This is a genomic window from Halopiger thermotolerans (assembly GCF_054654555.1).
Genome location: NZ_BAAIEU010000004.1, coordinates 839,590 through 854,678, shown reverse-complemented (window position 1 = coordinate 854,678; position 15,089 = coordinate 839,590). Strand labels below are relative to the sequence as shown.

The window sequence follows — 15,089 nt, the reverse complement described above, 5'->3', positions numbered from 1 at the left end:
CGTTGCTCCGGCCCACTCCTCGAGTCGTCCATCGTTAGAGCAGCGACCGGACCGTGTCCGCGACCGACTCCGCGTTCGGTCCCAGCACGTAGATCAGCGGCTCGATCCCCATCCCGCCGGTCTGGTAGAGCACCGACGCCTCGGGCTCGTCCTCGATGGCCGCGCCGATGCTCGAGGCGACGTCGTCGGACTCGTCGAACTCCGCGGTGACGTGGCCGGCTTCCCTGAGGTCGCCGAGCAGGTCCTCGTCGTACCGGACGTTGATCGCCGCCGCGGCGTCCGAGCCGTGCCGGCGCGCCGCCAGCAGCACCGTCGCGACGTGCTCGGAGACGCCGAACTCGGGCTCCGCGGGAATCGTCGTGCGCCCTTTCACGTCGAAGATCCGGCCGGGAACGCCGGCGACATCGTCGACGTCGGCCGCGTCGGGGGTGCAGGCGACCAGGTTCGAGCCGACCGCGGGGATCAGGGTCGCGAAGCCGCTGGCGTTCTCGAGGATGCGAAGGCCCCGGCGCAGCGAGGAGAGGACGCGCTCGCTGGTCCGCAGGTCGCTCTCGGGGTCGTGGACGCGGAACCCGGAGCCGTGCTCGGCCAGTTCGGGGACGGCGTCCTCGTGGAGTTGCGCCAGCAGGTCGCCGCCGGACTCGAGTTCGCGGATCAGCACCTCGATCTCGATGAGCGCCTGGACGGGCGTGACGTCGCCGCTCGCGAGTCCCGTCGCGAGGTCCTCGACGAGCGTCTGGACGCGTTCGTCTGCGGCGATGCGGTCGTTGGTCGTCACGTCGCCGTGGGCGTACTTCGAGACGGCGCTCTGGCTGATCCCGAGCACCTCCGCGACTTCGCTCTGGGTGAGCCCTTGCTCGCGGAGTTCGCCGGCCAGCAGCGACCGGACGGTCGGCAGGAACTCGTCCACGACGATCTCTTCGACGAATTGCATTTGGCGGGCGTACGAGCGCGTGCCGGATAACTCATTTGTCCCTCGTCCCGACGCCCGGCGACTCGAGACACTGCATATACTTGTCCCTGCGGACGGAAGTGGTCAGTAATGTCGCTCAGAACTGGCGCGCTCGCGCTCGTCGCGGGGATCGCGAGCTTCTTCGTCGTCGGCATCGGCGTGACCGCGATCACCGTCCACTGGATCGAGTTCGCGATCTTTCTGGGCCTTCTCACCGGGACCGTCGCCGGCGCCGTCGCGACGATCGCCGTCTCGGTCGGCCTCGGCGACGACGTCCCCGAGGGCCGGGGGCGAGTCGGCGGCACCGCGATCGGGTTCGGCGTCGGCTTCGTCGGCGGGATCGTCGGCGGCGCCGCCCTCGAGCCCGTCGGGACGGTGAGTTCGCTGGGCGTCGGCCTCCTCCTGGGTATTCTCGTCGCCGTCGGCGTCTGGCGCTACACGGATCGCTCGGCGGCCGCACCGGCGTAATCGGTCGAGAACGAGAACTTGCAGTCGCGTCGTGACGATAACCGTCTCGTCGACCGGGGCTCAGTCGTCCTCGCGCTCCCGCTCGAGTTGGTCGCCGCCGAACTCGTGGTCGCTCTGGATGCGCGAGGCCTGCGGGCCGTCCTGATCCTGGTACTTCGAGCCGCGTTCGCTGCCGTAGGGCCGTTCGGCCTCCGTCTTGAGTTCGGTGAAGGTGAGCTGCGAGATGCGCATCCCCGGCGTGAGCGCGACGGGTGCGGTCCCGAGATTGGAGAGCTCGAGGGTGATCTGTCCCCGGTAGCCAGGGTCACAGAGGCCGGCGGTGGCGTGGACGACGACGGCGAGCCGGCCCAGCGAGGAGCGGCCCTCGACGTGGGCGATCAGGTCCGGCGGGATCTCGACGCGCTCGTGGGTCGTCCCGAGCACGAAGTCGCCGGGGTGCAGAATGAAGTCGTCGCCCTCGTCGACGACCGTCTCGGTGACATACTCGTCGACTTCCTGTTCGGAGTTGGGGTGGATACAGGGGATGTTCGTCCGCTGGAACTCGAGGAACTCGCGGCCGAGTCGAAGGTCGACGCTCGCGGGTTGGATCTGTAGTTCGGGCTCGTCGAGGGGCTCGACGACGAGGTCGCCCGCCTCGAGCCGCTCGAGGATGTCCGCGTCGGAGAGGATCATATCGAGTAGGAGCGAGCTACGGGCTCCTAAATGACCCGATCCGGCGCAGGCGCGACGGGTCACCGCGGGTTCATTTCCGCGGGTCGGATCCCGGATCCGGGTCGGCCTCATCGATTATTAGGGTGTAGCTCGTACGTCGTCGCATGACCGGGGGAACGGATCGCTTCTGCGGCGACGCTCGCGTGCTCCACCAGCGCGCGGTTCGAATACCGCTTCCCGACGCGGACGCCGAGCGGGCATTTCACGAAAACGCGAAGACCCTCGCGGCGGCCGAGGAGCGCCGGGCGTCGCTGCTCGCCGACCCCGACGTGCCGCTGTTGGCCGCCTTCGAGACGAGCTTCGAGCACGCGGCTCAAATCATCGAACAACGGCTCGAGCAGATCGCCGGCGAGGAGTACGAGGACGTCGCGATGGCGTACTACCGCGACGAGCGCGACGACCAGATCGCCGAGATCGCCGCGTACTTCATCGAGGGGCTCTGGCGGATCCAGCAGTCCGCGACGGTGACGGAGATGCTGTACACGCCGCTGATCATGCGCTATCCCGACTGCTTCACGGTGAACGTCCGCTTCGCCAGCGATTACACGACGCCGAAGTCGACCTACTACGAGTCGCCGGAGCACGCCGCCGAGGAGCTGGACGACGAGTACGCCGAGACCTACTACGAGGAGAGCCAGTACTCGCAGCGACGCGCAGCGGCGCACGTCAGGGAGGGGGCGGATCTGATCCGCGAGGAGTTTCCCGACCCCGACGAGACCGCGTTCGACGACCGGAAGTACGGCGGCATCGTCATGGCGGGCGGCCGACGCGGCTCCGTCTTCACGACGATGACCGAGCGCGTCGAACCCGATCCGGATCGGTTCTCGGAGCCGGTCGACGAACCGACGCTGGTCGAGGCGGGCCCGGAGGCCGCCCGGACGGAACGGGAACTCCGGCTCGAGGACGCGATCGTCCACTGAAGCCGCGGGACGCGACGGTGCGAACGCGTTCGTGGGGCGAGGGGCACGAACCGGAACCGACGACCGGACCGTGCCGGAGACGGATAGCCAGGGATAAAGGCGCTCCCGTCGTCGCTTCGGCTATGAAACAGGCGATCGTCGCCCGCACCGACATCGGCATGGGCCAGGGGAAACTCGCCGCGCAGGTCGCGCACGCGTCGCTGTCGGCCTACGAGAAGGCCGACAGCCAGCTCCGACGCCAGTGGAAAGACGGCGGGCAGAAGAAGGTCGTCCTCAAGGGCGAGAGCGAACGCCAGCTACACGAGCTCTCCGAGATCGCCGACAGCGAAGGCGTTCCGAACGCCCTCGTTCGCGACGCCGGCCACACGCAACTCGAGCCCGGCACCGTCACGGCGCTGGCCGTCGGCCCCGCCGCGGACGACCGGGTCGACCGCGTGACGGGCGATCTCTCGCTGTTCTGATCCGGGTCGTCCCGCTGTCCGCCTCACTCCTCTTCCTCGGGCAGATCCACCAGTTCGACCGAGCTGTAGACGTCGGAGCGGAGCTGGTCCGCCTGCTCCTCGCCGATGAGATCGCCGGCCTCGAGGGCGTCGATCAGTTCGACGATCGCGTCGCACAGTTGTTCCGGGTCGTCGATACGCGGCGGCGAGTCGTCGTCAAACGATCGGGACGGAGCATCGCTCATACGTGAGAATCGCGCGGCGACGAATTTGAGCGACGGGCGTGCAAGCGCAGGTCGTCGCGAGAACGAACCGATTTACCGCCGGCGCCCGAACCGCCGCCAAGCGATGCGTCCAGCCCACCCCACAGAGCAGGCCGTCGGCATGGCGTACTACGTCAGCGACGCCGACGGCGTCGGCGGCCACCTGCGCGACGACGACGACCAGTTCCGCGTCCGCGAACTCGAGCGGTTCGACACCGAGCCCGCGGACGCGAACGCAGACGCCTACCCCCACCTCGTCGTCCGCGCGACGCTGCGGGGCTGGGACACGAACGACTTCGCGACGCGGCTCTCCGACGCGCTGGGCGTCTCCCGCGAGCGGGTCAACTGGGCCGGCACGAAGGACAAGTACGCCGTGACGACGCAACTGTTCTCGGTCTACGGCGCCGACCCCGAGGACCTGCCCGACGTCAACGGGGCGGACGTCGAGGTACTCGGGCGAGCGGGCCGCTCGCTCGAGTTCGGCGATCTGGCGGGCAACGAGTTCGAACTCGTCGTGAGCGACCCCGAGCGACCCGACACCGCCGCGGAGATTACGGACGAACTGCACGAGTTCGGCGGGTTCGACGAGGACTCGAGACGCACACAGCCCGACGACGACGCCATCTCCGTCGGCGTCCCCAACTTCTTCGGCCAGCAGCGCTTCGGCAGCCGCCGCCCGATCACCCACCGAGTCGGTCTCGAGATCGTCCGCGGGGACTGGGAAGGCGCCGTCATGGCCTACCTCGGCCGGCCGACGGACGCGGAACCCGAGGGAACCCAGGAGGCCCGGTCGTTCGTCGAGGACACCCGCGACTGGCAGGCGGCCCTCGAGCGGTTCCCCAACCGGCTCCGGTACGAACGGTCGATGCTCCACGAACTCGCCGAGTGCGACGGCGAGCCCGGCCCTGACGATTTCAGGGCCGCGCTCGAGCGCCTCCCCTCTAACCTCCAGCGGCTGTTCGTCCACGCCGCCCAGTCCTACGCGTTCAACCGAATGCTCTCGAAACGCCTCGAGCGCGGGCTGCCGTTCGATCGGCCCGTCGCGGGCGACGTGGTCTGTTTCGCCGACACCGACGCGCCCGAGGGGCTCGTCCTCCCCGACACGGACCGCCTCCAGCGGGTCGACGAGCGCCGCGTCGACTCCGTCACTCGCCACTGCGAGCGCGGCCGCGCGTTCGTCACCGCGCCGCTGGTCGGCACCGAAACCGACCTCGCGGACGGCGAGCAAGGCGAGATCGAGCGCGCGGTGCTCGAGGATCTGGACCTCGCACCCGGCGACTTCGACCTGCCCGGCGAGTTCCACTCGAGCGGGACGCGACGGGCGATCCTGGTGCGGACGGACCTGTCGCTCGAGACCGACCCGCTCTCGTTGTCGTTCGCACTGCCGAAGGGGTCGTACGCGACGGTCGTGGCGCGAGAGTACCTGAAAGTCGACCCCATCGATCTCGGGTGAGCGACCGGTAGCGACTAATAGCGCGTCGTCGTTGTCGTCTCGCATGAACGGCGCGTCGATTACGCTTCGGCCGGCCGACGAGCGCGATCGCGATCAGGGCCTCGCGTACGTCGAATCCCTGCTCGAGGCCGCTGACCTCCCGAGCGGAGACGTCCGCGAGAAGCCGAGGGCGTTCTATGTCGCCGTCGACGGCGACGAGCGAGTCGGAATCGGCGGCCTCGAGCGGTACGGCAGCGACGGACTCTTGCGGTCGCTCGTCGTCGAGTCAGGGGCGCGGTCGAACGGCTACGGGTCGGCGATCTGCGACGCGCTCGAGGAGCGAGCGCGGGCCGACGGCGTGGAGACGCTGTACCTGCTGACGACGACCGCGGCCGAGTTCTTCGAAGGTCGCGGCTACGAACGAATCGACCGATCGGACGCGCCGTCGGCGATCCGCCGGACCGACGAGTTCGCCGACCTCTGTCCGTCGACTGCGACCTGTCTGCGACGGCCGCTGTAGCGCTCGAGCGTAACGGTCACGCAGTCAACGAGCGCGGACGTGGGACGCAGCGTTGGCACTGGTCGACTTCCTGTCCCGCAAAAAACGAAATTGTCGTCGCGTTCGGTATCGCGATTAGTCGCCCGTGGCGACGTCTTCCTCGTCGACGTCGACCGCCGTCGCTTCCTCTTCGGCGACTTCCTCGGGGTGGGCCTCGAGGGTGGCCTTCTGGATCTCGACGCGGCGCAGCGGGTAGATCGTCTTGGCCTCGCCGTAGATGCCCGAGGAGAGCCGTCCCTCGACGACGCTGTCGATGAGCTCCTCGAAGGTGCGCTCGGCGGCGGCCTCCTCGACCATCTCGACCATCTGCTCGCGGATGGCCTTCTCCTGGCTCGCGTCGGCCTTCTTGGTCGTGAAGGCGACGGGCTGGATCTGGACGCGGTAGTCGTCCGTCGTGAGGACGGTGACGTAGGCCTCGATCTTCGAGGCGCCGCGTCGGACGAGCGAGCGCAGGTAGTCTCGGGTCAGCGAGTGCTCCTTGAACTCGGTGTAGGCCGAGTCGCTGCCCACGTCCGTGATCTTGAAGGTCAGCTTGGTGTTGTTCTCGCTGGCGTTGTCGTTGAGTTCGCCGAGCGTCGTTTCGATGGTTCGGTCGTAGACCTTTTCCGGTTCGTCAGCGGGGGTTTCGCCGAGCTCCTGCCGGTCGAACTGCTCCGGCGCGAGCACGGTGTACCACCGCTTCTCCTGTTTCGCGCGTGAAACTGAGCGTTCACTCATTGGTATCTGTGTCTGTGTGGTTGTGTTCTGGTTCGGACGCTGTCCCGCGTCCGTCGGTTGTGCGTGCTGTCCGTCGCGCGCCGTCGACGATCGCCGTCGCGACCTCGAGGTTGACCACGTAGTCGTCGACGTTCGAGTGCAGTCCGCCGGTCGTCTCGCGTTCGATCCGCGTGACGACCTCGCCGGACTCCGCGTCGACCGTCGTCTCCATCTCGTCGGTGTTGTCCGGGCGCAGCGCCCGCGCGACGAGTTCGGGGTCGTCGTGGGCCGTCCGGATCGTCGCCCGCCGACTCATAGCAGCTCCCTCACTGTCGCGATGATCGTCGACTCGTCGATGTCCGCGTTCGCGTCCCCGTCCGGGTCGTACCGCAGGTAGCCGCGCTGCCGCCCAACGTCGTACTCGGTCTCGCAGGCGAGCTCTCGAGCGACGCCCTCGACCGCCGGGCCGAGCGACTCGTCGTCGCGAGTCGCCAGCGCCGCCTCGCCGTCGCCGACGACGAGCACGGTCGGCTCCGGCGACCGGTAGGCTGCCGCAACGCGTGCGACCCCCTCGACCGGCCCGTCGTCGACGCCGACGACGTACAGCCCGTCGTAGCGGCCGGTCGAGGCGGCCTCGAGCGCGCGGTGCGTGCGGCGGCCGTACTCGCGCCAGGCCGACAGGGCCTGCTCGCGGGCCTCGTGGCCCATCGCGAGCGCGGCGCCGGTGCCCGGCTCCGCGCGGGCAGTCGCCTCGAGCACGTCGGCGTAGCCGCCGACCGTCTCGAACGGCGCGTCGGCCCCGGGCGTCGCGTACGGCCGCAGCGCGCGCTGGACCGACTCCGCGGCGACCTCGCCCGCTGCGTCGGCGCTGACCGCCTCGAGGGCGACCAGCGAGCCGATCGTCCGGTGGGCGTCGGCCTCGAGCGGCGCGTCGAGGTCGACCGCGTCCGCGAGCGCGTCGCGGGCCGCGTCGGCGTCGCCGGACCACGGTCCGCGCAGTCGCGTCGAATGGGCGACCCCGTCGACCGGATCCGCCGTCGGCACCGCAAGCCCCGGTCGGCGCTCGACCAGACCGCGCTCCTGGGCCGTCTCGAGGACCCACTCGCTCTCGCCCGCCCCCGGCTCGAGGCCGGCAGCCGCGAGGCCGGCCAGCGCGAGCGCGAGGTCGGGCGTCGCGCCGAGTTCGCGGACGTGATCGACCGCCGCGAGCGTCGCGGGCCGGTCGTCCGCGTCGAGTCGGGTGACGGTGGCGGGAGCGTCGGCGTCGACATCGGCGGCGCCGATGACGAGCGTCAGATCCCGCTCGTCGCCGGCCGCCACTTCGGCGCGTGCAGTTCGGTCCGCGATCGTCCGGCCGACGGTGACCTGGAACGGCGTTCCGCGGTCGGCCAACGCCCGCGCGACGAGACCGCTCGCCGCGAGCGCGTCGCCGTCGGCTCGCGCGACGAGCCGGACGAAGCTCGCGCTCTCGAGATCGGCGGCGCGGGCGTCTGCGTCTGCGGACCGACCGTCTGCGGACATCGACTATCTTACTCCTCGTCGAGGAGGTCCTTCGCGACGTCGTAGGAGTACTGGAAGTCCGGCTCGAGCTCGTCGCCGCGGTAGTAGTCGACGAGACGGCGGACCTTCGACTCCGTGTTCTGCAGGGCGCGCTTGTTCTGGTAGTCCTGCGGGTTCTCCTGGACGTGCTCGCGCAGGCGCACGGCACGTTCCATCAGGTTGTACAGGTCCTCGGGGATCTCCGACTTGGCGTCGTTCTCCTCGAGGATCTCGGTGATCTTCTTCCCGGTCGCCAGCTTGACGTCCGGGACGGGCGTGCCGGTGACGCCTTCGTCACGCAGCTTCATCCCGATCTGACTGGGATCGTAGCCCTGCTCTGCCAGTTCGACGACGCGGTCTTCGATGTCCTCCGCGTCGACGTCGCTCCACTCCGGAGGTTCGTCTGCCGCCGGCTTGTCCGAACCGGACGAGCCGCGACGGCGGGTATGCATTCGTGCCATTGTTCGAGGATAGGAACCGCACTGACCGCACGATGACGCGACAGTCGCGAATACGGTCGCGCGACTGCCGGTGCACTTCCGCAATCCCAAGCCACCACGAACAGCGTTTCTCGGGTGACGAAGTCGGATTTGCGGCCGTGCGCTTCCCACCGAGGCTTTCGGCGGGACGGACTAAAGCGTTTCTAGGTCATACCGTGCCAGTGATTGACTCCACGGCCTCGAGAATTTCGAGGGGTTTATCTATCCGTCCGAAATACTATGGAGTGCGAACGAGGGCTCGTAGATCAGAGGTAGATCACTCCCTTGGCATGGGAGAGGCCCCGGGTTCAAATCCCGGCGAGTCCACTACCGTTCTTCCGCCTATATCATAGAAGGCTCCAGTAATACGTCTCCGCCGGGTGGCGATTTCTCCGGCTGGCTTTTGATTCGCCAGCGGTTGAGACCCATATAGCGGCGAGAACCGCCGGACCGATTGGAACACGTCTCGGTACACGGCCCTCTGACGTGGCACGGTTACGAGGATAGAGTACCGTGTCTGCCTATTTAGAAATAGGTGCCCTCGTAATGTCCTGTGCGCCCCCGTGTTTGGAGGTATATTACTATTACTGACCAGAGAATACAGATGGTTACACCAGCGCCGACACTACTGGCTATTCCCCAATTCACGCTATAGTCAAGCAAATAATAAACCGCAAGGCCAATCCATGCGCCTGACCCGAGATTGACGATAGAGGCTACCGTGTTCGGCCCGCGGTTTTCTATCAAGCCCTGTTTCTCCCTTGGGTCGGATTCCCCGGCTTCGAAGAATCCTCGATATAGGCCCTTCTGTAGTTCGAACGAACTGGGAAAATCATCTCGTATTGCCCTCTCAACCTCATCTCGACGGACCATCGCTGAACTACGTCGTCTGAAATACACTTCAATTACGATAGCCAGAAAGAGAAATGCGATTCCTGCCGAAAAAGATAACGCAGCGACCGCAATAGCAGAGTTGCCCCACTGATTGAGAACGTTTCCTGCGAATACACCGAAGATGATGACCAACAGATAATACGAATTGTGAAGAATCCGGTCTCTATATCGGATTTCCTCACCTGTTTGTTCATACTCCGTCTCCAGCAGGTCAATCCGCCTCTCACTATGGCGGTTTTCAGGCTCCAGCTCTGCTTCACTCATACAAGCCAAAAACTAACACTTGGATATAAAATCCCGTCTCCAAGAGAGATTACACGTCTTCTATGTACTCTGAACGTAACCCCCGTTTCTCAGTCTCAGTCCTACTATCGTAGTGTGGCTGCGACTACGCCCTCAGAGAATAGAGTTCAACAGAAAACCGTACGCAGTCCGACGCCTGTTGGCGGTTTTCTGAGGGACTCGAGGTGGTTCGCGTGATTCGGCGCCCGATCGGCGTCGATCACTCGCCACTGATCTGCGAGTTCTGCGGCTGCAAGATCGACTATCCGGAAAAACACTGCCCGGCGCTCGAGGATGGGAGGTGTCGGCCGTGACTCGAGAAGCCACCGCGAGAGCCGGTCCACCCTACCAAAGTTACCTCGGGTCTCTGCGGCGTACTGCTCCAATCAACTGGAGCGACCAGCTTCCTCTCTGATCGTTCCTCCAAAGAGTATTAGACGAGCAAACAGATTCGAACCAATTTGCATCTTCGTTTCAATATTCCTTTTTCGTTTATGTTTACATCTACAGTTGCCGTTTAGACTATGGCACTAATCCAGTGCTGGGTTACATTTCCAACTCGAGATTTATCCGCCCACAACCACTGAAGTCAATGATGGTGCCCGAAAGTCCGGAGCAGCAGTTGCTGGTAGAGTACGAAATTCCGGAGGGGGAATCTGTGAGTATGGCGGCTATCCGTGCTGTAAGTTCATTAAAAGAGCGTGAGCCTCAGGAGTTGGTTCCACTATATAGGACGATTGACCCAGAAATGTTGGATGAACTGTGTGAGTCACAGCAGAACGGGATAGTCAGATTCGTCTATAGCGGCTTTCAAATTACTGTTGAGGAGGGCAAGTATCTTCTACTCCAACCAGCAGATTCTGAGTAACTGTTAAACTCGCTAATCCATTGAGTGGGTGGTTCACTAGTTCCGACGTGAAACAAACGATGCCGTCGTGCTGAACTCTTTCTCTATAGTCAGCAGGCGGCTTTTGATGTAGTTCGGAGAGATTGAGAGCTGCATTGGTAACTCTGGTCGTGAGTGACCATGTCCTCGCGTTCTACAGGATTAGATCTCTGATCCATCGCACGGGAATCCCTGAGACGAAAGAGCGTGCTAATCGGTCGCCGATTCGCCGGAACCGCCCTCGAGAACGGCACTGACGTTCTGGAACGGCGTGTCTTCGCCGAGCGTGAATTCGGCGATGCGACCGCACCCGTAACATTCGACCACGATGTCCGTCCCGTGTGCGAGTAGACTCACGTCTTCGTCCCCGCTGCAGTCGGGACAGGAAAGCCAGTGGTTGAATCGCTCGCCCATGATCGGAGTCACCGCGCTTCGTCTCCGGTCTCGAGGAGCGTATCGAGGCGGTCGTCGGACGGAGCGGCTGGTTCGACGAGACCGGTATCCGAATCGTACTCGAGGAGGCCAGCCGCGTCGAGTCGCGGGAGATGCGCGTGGTGGAGTTCGATGCGGGTACGGGTATCGCCGACGGTTGTCGCGAGCGCCTCGCTCTCGCGGGCACCGGTGAGTTGAGCGCTCAGCGAATCGACGGAGGCGCCGCCGTTCCGCCTGAGGAGTTCGAGGACGAGCCGGCGATCGCGAGCGGCGAGTACGGCAAGGAGTTCGTCCGAGGGAGAGTTCTGTGATTGCATCGCTTGTATCTGGTGGAGGGATCGACCGCCTGCAACCCCGTCCGTGATGGGACGGAGGACGCCGCCCGATATAAGGTTGCGGCTTCGTTGGTTCTAACGAGACGATTTAGCAGTTTATTCTTCTCTAGAAGGTCTACTGTCGGTTCTGCTCGGACGAATACGCACACTGAGAGTGGGTATCACGCGGATCCGTCGGTATCGTCGTAGTCGGCCCCGAAGTGATCGTACGGCTGCACGTGGGTTTTCTTGTAGACCTCGCCTCGTTTGACGTCCAAACCGCGTTCTTTCAGCCCCTTGTTGGACCGATCCAGCGTCTCCGCGTCCTCCGCGATCACTTCGACGACCACGTTGATCTCGGAGTCTATCAGCTCGTTCACGCGGACGACGCCGGGCACGGATTCGAGGACCTCCCGGACGATTTCGTCCCGCTCCGCCGCTGGGGCGTAGCAGAGAAAGAGATAGTGGAGTGGATGACCCGCCGCGTTGTAATCGATCTCGGGGTGATACCCCCTGATGATCCCCGCGTCCTCCATCTTGTTGATCCGGTTCCGGACGGTGGAAGCGGCGATTCCGATCTCCTCCCCGATCGTTTCGGTACTGATACTTCGGGCGTTGGTCTGTAAGAGATGGAGAATTTGTCGATCCCGCTGATCGAGTTCGTACGAAACCATGTCCGATCAGGTTCCAGACGCACTCCTAAGGAACCAATGCAGGAATGATATAGCGAGACACCGATCGGCCGGTTCGCTACTTTCGACGCCGCTCGGAATCATCGCGGCGTCGGAGTCGGAAGGAACGCGTTCGCCCGTTCCAAATTTGGGCCCCCACAAAGTACCCCTGAAAAGGTCAGGCGAAGGGCTACGCGCGTCGACGCCGTACGTGCGGGTGACCTGTCCTCGGTTCGGTCCCGACCCTCTCGAGGGCAGGTCGATGCGCAGTCACCGCTGAGCGATCCGTCAATCGGGGGCGTGAGCCGCGCGCGATACCCCCTTTCGGCGTGCGATACCCGCACGCCTCGAGCAGGAGGCCGACGGCCGTCGGACGCGCGAGTGCGTTAGCTCTCGTTTCCCTGCGTCTCGTTTTCTTGGGCGGTCGTTTCGTTGTCCGCCGCTGCGTCCGTGCCGTTTTCTACGATCCCGCTTTCGTTTTCCGTTTGCGTGTCGTTTTGCTCGGTCGGAGCCGGTGATTCGCCGTCGGAGTCGTTCTCGCCGGGCGTGTCCTCGTCCGTCGGGTCGTTTTCGGGTTCGGGGGGCTCCTCGCCCTCCTCGGAACAGCCCGCGAGCGCGGTCATCGAGCCGGCCGCAGCCAATCCCAAGAATCGAAGCGTCCGGCGACGACCCAGCGGCGAGCGGACCGTCTCGAGCGGCTCATCAGTCATGTCGTAGTGACACTCGGTTGGCGTGGATAGCCGCTGTGCTTGCGAGGGTTTGCGAGGGGCTCGAGACGGACTGCCGCCGACGGACTCTCAGAGCAGCAGCGAGACGACGGCCAGTACGAGGAAGAGCAACACGAGCCACTTCGCGATGGTCATCGAGAGGCCGGCGATGCCCCCCGCGCCGAGCGCGCCCGCGATGATCGCGACAACGAAGAACAGGAGTGCGAGTTCTAGCATGTATAGTTACTCGGACGTGCAACTGAAACCGCTACTGCCTGAACATGCCGCCGCGCCGGCGATCAGCGGCCGTGCCGCGTTCAGGTCGGCCGACCTCTCGAGAGCGGCGACTGTCGCCCGCAGAGCGGGAGTCGGCGGCGACGGGCGGATTCGGAACTCAAGACCTGGGACTCGAGGCGGAGTCACGCGACAATCGAACGGAAAAAGGGAGACGTGCGCGAGCGGCGGCGAGCGACCGCGCCGCCCGCGGCGGATCGGTACCGGCTCCGGATCGCGCCGGACTCGGCGATCGGCTTACTCGTTGAGGTGCGAGCGGTAGCCTTTCGGTTCGAAGCCCCGCCGGCAGATGACCCGTTTCCGACCGACCGTGATCGCGCTGATCTGGTCGTCGTCCTCCATGCTGTCGATGACCTCGGAGAGTCGCTCCTCCGACCAGCCGGTTTCCTCGCGGACGGTCGATTCGTCGACGCGCCCGCCGCGCTTGACGAGCAATCGGAGCACCTTGTCCTCGTCCTGGAGTTCGCGCTCGTCGACGCCGTACTCGATCTCCTCGGCGTAACTCAGCGTCTCGTCCTCGTTCGGTTCGTCGGTCGATGCCTCGTCCGTCGTCGTGGACTCGTTCGGTGTCTCGTCGGCCGATTCGGTCGACCAGAGCGACGAGAGGCGAGCCCGGAGTGAACTCAGTACCATGTGTCTACCCTCGATTGTCCGTACTGGACCCTGAACACGCAGTTACATTGGTGTTCTGTCTTATCGGTTATATTTCTGCTGCCGGCAGCGGTGACGACCGGTCCTCGTCTCGAGGTGACAGGCCCCGTCTCGAAGGTCGGTCACCTTGCGAACTGCAAGTCCGCCATCCGCTCGGTTCGCGGACACGTCCCGTCCGGAGCGGCGGCGATTATAGCTGATCCCGGACCCGTCTGACGATTTCGTCGACGTCGTACTCGTCTTCGCTCTTATCGAAGATGACAGTATCGTCGACGCGGACGACGAAGACGCCGTCGGCTCCCGTGGCGAGGGTGACCGCGTCGAGCCGCTCGCCGAACGTCGACAGCAGCGCGTGCTGGACGTCTTCTGCTCGTGACAGGAACCCGCACGGAACGCAGTATTCGATCTCGACCGTCGCCATAGCCGACCCGTCACCGTCGACGTACATATCCCTCGGGGTAGCAGCGAAGCGCTCGGCGCCGCCGGCCGCGATCGGCGCTCGTCTCCGATCGCGGCCCTACTGCGCGCGCTCCGGGACGCCGACCGACTCCGCGTAGCGATCGGCGAGCGCCTCGAGCGCCTCGTGGTAGTTCGTCGAGTGGGGCGCGGTCAGCGGCGAGACGCTGATCCGGCCCTCGGCGACGGCCCGGCGGTCGGTGCCCTCGGGATCGGGGATCTCCTCGGGGTCCATCGACTCCCAGACGCGGTCGTGGAGGTGGACGCGCTCGCCGTCGCGCTCGGCGTCCATCTCGTAGCGCTGAGAGGGCCGGGTGATCTCGACCGGCGCCGGTTCGCCCTCGGGGTCCGCGACTGGGACGTTGACGTTGAGGTAGGCCGCGTGTTCGAAGACCGCCGTCTCGAGGGCGTGTTCCGCGAGGAACGAGGTGATGCGAGTCGCCTCGGCGTAGTCGTCCGTCGAGAGGTCGACCGCGTCGAGCGGGTCGCCGTCGACGGGGACGTACATCGAGGTCGCGATCGCGGGGACGTCGAAGAAGGCGGCCTCGACGGCGGCGCTGATCGTCCCCGAGCGGCCGAGGACGTACTCGCCGAGGTTGGCGCCCTTGTTACAGCCCGCGACGACGAGGTCGGGGAACGGGCCGAGTTCGGCGAGGCCGGCGACGACGCAGTCGGCGGGCGTCCCCTCGAGCGCGTAGCCGAGTTCGTGCTCGCGGACGTCGACTTCGTGGGAGATCGAGCGGCCGCAGGCGCTCTGGTCGTCGGCGGGGGCGACGACGGTGACGTTTGCGTGCTCCGAGAGCGCGTCGTATAACGCGTACAGCCCGGTGCTGTCGATCCCGTCGTCGTTGGTCAGCAGGATCTCGAGGGCGTCGCTCATACCGGGTGAGTTGGAGGCCGGCGCGAAAAGCCCACCGCTTCGTGTGGTACGAACTCACGTCTGATCGATACGGATCAGCGTTCCTTTCGAATCGATCGATACCACTACGAAAGCTCCTGCCGGCACCCGGTCGATGGGCTCGCTACGATCGCGTGCTTATTCC

General features: G+C 65.3%; 22 protein-coding genes and 1 tRNA gene. 7 read left to right on the top strand and 16 right to left on the bottom strand.

The window, feature by feature from the left end:
* Positions 1–34: 34 nt before the first annotated feature.
* Positions 35–934 carry a thiamine-phosphate synthase family protein gene (locus ACYQ26_RS11910; RefSeq protein WP_459809115.1) on the bottom strand — a complete coding sequence of 300 codons (900 nt, stop codon included), beginning with the start codon at positions 932–934 and terminating at the stop codon, positions 35–37.
* Between the two features lie 108 nt (positions 935–1,042).
* Here ACYQ26_RS11910 and ACYQ26_RS11905 point away from each other — a divergent pair, with 108 nt between their 5' ends.
* Positions 1,043–1,420 (top strand): DUF8147 domain-containing protein, encoded by a 378-nt coding sequence (locus ACYQ26_RS11905; protein ID WP_459809114.1) that lies wholly within the window; start codon positions 1,043–1,045, stop codon positions 1,418–1,420.
* A gap of 60 nt (positions 1,421–1,480) precedes the next feature.
* Here ACYQ26_RS11905 and dcd read toward each other — a convergent pair whose 3' ends face one another.
* On the bottom strand, positions 1,481–2,092 hold the full coding sequence (gene dcd / locus ACYQ26_RS11900; protein ID WP_459809113.1) for a dCTP deaminase: 612 nt from the start codon (positions 2,090–2,092) through the stop codon (positions 1,481–1,483).
* 143 nt (positions 2,093–2,235) lie between these two features.
* Here dcd and ACYQ26_RS11895 point away from each other — a divergent pair, with 143 nt between their 5' ends.
* Both ACYQ26_RS11895 and pth2 read left to right on the top strand, forming a co-directional pair.
* Positions 2,236–3,051, top strand: a complete 816-nt coding sequence (locus ACYQ26_RS11895; RefSeq protein WP_459809112.1) for a hypothetical protein — start codon at positions 2,236–2,238, stop codon at positions 3,049–3,051.
* Between the two features lie 122 nt (positions 3,052–3,173).
* The gene (gene pth2, locus ACYQ26_RS11890) at positions 3,174–3,512 is read left to right on the top strand and encodes a peptidyl-tRNA hydrolase Pth2 (protein ID WP_459809111.1); all 339 of its coding nucleotides are present in this window, start codon (positions 3,174–3,176) and stop codon (positions 3,510–3,512) included.
* Between the two features lie 23 nt (positions 3,513–3,535).
* Here pth2 and ACYQ26_RS11885 read toward each other — a convergent pair whose 3' ends face one another.
* The gene (locus tag ACYQ26_RS11885) at positions 3,536–3,736 is read right to left on the bottom strand and encodes a hypothetical protein (RefSeq protein WP_459809110.1); all 201 of its coding nucleotides are present in this window, start codon (positions 3,734–3,736) and stop codon (positions 3,536–3,538) included.
* A 103-nt stretch (positions 3,737–3,839) separates the two neighbouring features.
* On the opposite strand from ACYQ26_RS11885, the gene truD reads away from it, so the two are divergent.
* Both truD and arsN2 read left to right on the top strand, forming a co-directional pair.
* Positions 3,840–5,207, top strand: coding sequence for a tRNA pseudouridine(13) synthase TruD (gene truD / locus ACYQ26_RS11880; RefSeq protein ID WP_459809109.1), 1,368 nt, complete (start codon positions 3,840–3,842; stop codon positions 5,205–5,207).
* Positions 5,208–5,250: 43 nt separating this feature from the next.
* On the top strand, positions 5,251–5,706 hold the full coding sequence (gene arsN2 / locus ACYQ26_RS11875; protein WP_459809108.1) for an arsenic resistance N-acetyltransferase ArsN2: 456 nt from the start codon (positions 5,251–5,253) through the stop codon (positions 5,704–5,706).
* 114 nt (positions 5,707–5,820) lie between these two features.
* Here arsN2 and ACYQ26_RS11870 read toward each other — a convergent pair whose 3' ends face one another.
* From ACYQ26_RS11870 to ACYQ26_RS11855, 4 genes are read right to left on the bottom strand one after another with little or no spacing between them, the layout of a single operon-like run.
* A complete protein-coding gene (locus ACYQ26_RS11870) occupies positions 5,821–6,462 on the bottom strand; it encodes a 30S ribosomal protein S3ae (protein WP_459809107.1) in 642 nt (213 codons plus the stop codon).
* Complete coding sequence (locus ACYQ26_RS11865; RefSeq protein ID WP_459809106.1) at positions 6,455–6,757, bottom strand: KEOPS complex subunit Pcc1; 303 nt, start codon at positions 6,755–6,757, stop codon at positions 6,455–6,457. The genes ACYQ26_RS11870 and ACYQ26_RS11865 overlap by 8 nt, the downstream gene beginning before the upstream one ends.
* Complete coding sequence (locus tag ACYQ26_RS11860) at positions 6,754–7,962, bottom strand: exonuclease (RefSeq protein WP_459809105.1); 1,209 nt, start codon at positions 7,960–7,962, stop codon at positions 6,754–6,756. The genes ACYQ26_RS11865 and ACYQ26_RS11860 overlap by 4 nt, the downstream gene beginning before the upstream one ends.
* Positions 7,963–7,970: 8 nt before the next feature.
* Complete coding sequence (locus ACYQ26_RS11855; RefSeq protein WP_459809104.1) at positions 7,971–8,441, bottom strand: 30S ribosomal protein S15; 471 nt, start codon at positions 8,439–8,441, stop codon at positions 7,971–7,973.
* 273 nt (positions 8,442–8,714) lie between these two features.
* Between ACYQ26_RS11855 and ACYQ26_RS11850 the strand changes: the two genes are divergently transcribed.
* Positions 8,715–8,786, top strand: a tRNA-Ala gene (locus ACYQ26_RS11850).
* Between the two features lie 198 nt (positions 8,787–8,984).
* Here ACYQ26_RS11850 and ACYQ26_RS11845 read toward each other — a convergent pair.
* The gene (locus ACYQ26_RS11845; RefSeq protein ID WP_459809103.1) at positions 8,985–9,617 is read right to left on the bottom strand and encodes a hypothetical protein; all 633 of its coding nucleotides are present in this window, start codon (positions 9,615–9,617) and stop codon (positions 8,985–8,987) included.
* A 613-nt stretch (positions 9,618–10,230) separates the two neighbouring features.
* On the opposite strand from ACYQ26_RS11845, the gene ACYQ26_RS11840 reads away from it, so the two are divergent.
* Positions 10,231–10,503 carry a HalOD1 output domain-containing protein gene (locus ACYQ26_RS11840; RefSeq protein WP_459809102.1) on the top strand — a complete coding sequence of 91 codons (273 nt, stop codon included), beginning with the start codon at positions 10,231–10,233 and terminating at the stop codon, positions 10,501–10,503.
* 228 nt (positions 10,504–10,731) lie between these two features.
* On the opposite strand, the gene ACYQ26_RS11835 is transcribed toward ACYQ26_RS11840, so the two are convergent.
* From ACYQ26_RS11835 to surE, 8 genes are all read right to left on the bottom strand, one after another.
* Entirely contained in the window at positions 10,732–10,935 is a 204-nt protein-coding gene (locus ACYQ26_RS11835; RefSeq protein WP_459809101.1) for a hypothetical protein, read from the bottom strand.
* 8 nt (positions 10,936–10,943) lie between these two features.
* Positions 10,944–11,270, bottom strand: coding sequence for a DUF7344 domain-containing protein (locus tag ACYQ26_RS11830; protein WP_459809100.1), 327 nt, complete (start codon positions 11,268–11,270; stop codon positions 10,944–10,946).
* Positions 11,271–11,449: 179 nt separating this feature from the next.
* Positions 11,450–11,941, bottom strand: a complete 492-nt coding sequence (locus ACYQ26_RS11825; protein ID WP_459809099.1) for an Lrp/AsnC family transcriptional regulator — start codon at positions 11,939–11,941, stop codon at positions 11,450–11,452.
* Between the two features lie 383 nt (positions 11,942–12,324).
* A complete protein-coding gene (locus tag ACYQ26_RS11820; protein WP_459809098.1) occupies positions 12,325–12,648 on the bottom strand; it encodes a hypothetical protein in 324 nt (107 codons plus the stop codon).
* 87 nt (positions 12,649–12,735) lie between these two features.
* Positions 12,736–12,882: a DUF1328 family protein gene (locus ACYQ26_RS11815; RefSeq protein WP_459809097.1), complete on the bottom strand. Its 147-nt coding sequence runs from the start codon at positions 12,880–12,882 to the stop codon at positions 12,736–12,738.
* Between the two features lie 294 nt (positions 12,883–13,176).
* Positions 13,177–13,572 carry a helix-turn-helix transcriptional regulator gene (locus ACYQ26_RS11810; protein ID WP_459809096.1) on the bottom strand — a complete coding sequence of 132 codons (396 nt, stop codon included), beginning with the start codon at positions 13,570–13,572 and terminating at the stop codon, positions 13,177–13,179.
* Positions 13,573–13,780: 208 nt separating this feature from the next.
* Positions 13,781–14,011, bottom strand: a complete 231-nt coding sequence (locus ACYQ26_RS11805) for an Rdx family protein (protein ID WP_459809095.1) — start codon at positions 14,009–14,011, stop codon at positions 13,781–13,783.
* Between the two features lie 96 nt (positions 14,012–14,107).
* Positions 14,108–14,926: a 5'/3'-nucleotidase SurE gene (surE, locus tag ACYQ26_RS11800; RefSeq protein WP_459809094.1), complete on the bottom strand. Its 819-nt coding sequence runs from the start codon at positions 14,924–14,926 to the stop codon at positions 14,108–14,110.
* Between the last annotated feature and the right edge of the window lie 163 nt (positions 14,927–15,089).

Coding starts and splice junctions, on each gene's coding strand:
- ACYQ26_RS11910 (WP_459809115.1), bottom strand. CDS start 934: ATGCAATTCGTCGAAGAGATCGTCGTGGACGAGTTCCTGCCGACCGTC.
- ACYQ26_RS11905 (WP_459809114.1), top strand. CDS start 1,043: ATGTCGCTCAGAACTGGCGCGCTCGCGCTCGTCGCGGGGATCGCGAGC.
- dcd (WP_459809113.1), bottom strand. CDS start 2,092: ATGATCCTCTCCGACGCGGACATCCTCGAGCGGCTCGAGGCGGGCGAC.
- ACYQ26_RS11895 (WP_459809112.1), top strand. CDS start 2,236: ATGACCGGGGGAACGGATCGCTTCTGCGGCGACGCTCGCGTGCTCCAC.
- pth2 (WP_459809111.1), top strand. CDS start 3,174: ATGAAACAGGCGATCGTCGCCCGCACCGACATCGGCATGGGCCAGGGG.
- ACYQ26_RS11885 (WP_459809110.1), bottom strand. CDS start 3,736: ATGAGCGATGCTCCGTCCCGATCGTTTGACGACGACTCGCCGCCGCGT.
- truD (WP_459809109.1), top strand. CDS start 3,840: ATGCGTCCAGCCCACCCCACAGAGCAGGCCGTCGGCATGGCGTACTAC.
- arsN2 (WP_459809108.1), top strand. CDS start 5,251: ATGAACGGCGCGTCGATTACGCTTCGGCCGGCCGACGAGCGCGATCGC.
- ACYQ26_RS11870 (WP_459809107.1), bottom strand. CDS start 6,462: ATGAGTGAACGCTCAGTTTCACGCGCGAAACAGGAGAAGCGGTGGTAC.
- ACYQ26_RS11865 (WP_459809106.1), bottom strand. CDS start 6,757: ATGAGTCGGCGGGCGACGATCCGGACGGCCCACGACGACCCCGAACTC.
- ACYQ26_RS11860 (WP_459809105.1), bottom strand. CDS start 7,962: ATGTCCGCAGACGGTCGGTCCGCAGACGCAGACGCCCGCGCCGCCGAT.
- ACYQ26_RS11855 (WP_459809104.1), bottom strand. CDS start 8,441: ATGGCACGAATGCATACCCGCCGTCGCGGCTCGTCCGGTTCGGACAAG.
- ACYQ26_RS11845 (WP_459809103.1), bottom strand. CDS start 9,617: ATGAGTGAAGCAGAGCTGGAGCCTGAAAACCGCCATAGTGAGAGGCGG.
- ACYQ26_RS11840 (WP_459809102.1), top strand. CDS start 10,231: ATGGTGCCCGAAAGTCCGGAGCAGCAGTTGCTGGTAGAGTACGAAATT.
- ACYQ26_RS11835 (WP_459809101.1), bottom strand. CDS start 10,935: ATGGGCGAGCGATTCAACCACTGGCTTTCCTGTCCCGACTGCAGCGGG.
- ACYQ26_RS11830 (WP_459809100.1), bottom strand. CDS start 11,270: ATGCAATCACAGAACTCTCCCTCGGACGAACTCCTTGCCGTACTCGCC.
- ACYQ26_RS11825 (WP_459809099.1), bottom strand. CDS start 11,941: ATGGTTTCGTACGAACTCGATCAGCGGGATCGACAAATTCTCCATCTC.
- ACYQ26_RS11820 (WP_459809098.1), bottom strand. CDS start 12,648: ATGACTGATGAGCCGCTCGAGACGGTCCGCTCGCCGCTGGGTCGTCGC.
- ACYQ26_RS11815 (WP_459809097.1), bottom strand. CDS start 12,882: ATGCTAGAACTCGCACTCCTGTTCTTCGTTGTCGCGATCATCGCGGGC.
- ACYQ26_RS11810 (WP_459809096.1), bottom strand. CDS start 13,572: ATGGTACTGAGTTCACTCCGGGCTCGCCTCTCGTCGCTCTGGTCGACC.
- ACYQ26_RS11805 (WP_459809095.1), bottom strand. CDS start 14,011: ATGGCGACGGTCGAGATCGAATACTGCGTTCCGTGCGGGTTCCTGTCA.
- surE (WP_459809094.1), bottom strand. CDS start 14,926: ATGAGCGACGCCCTCGAGATCCTGCTGACCAACGACGACGGGATCGAC.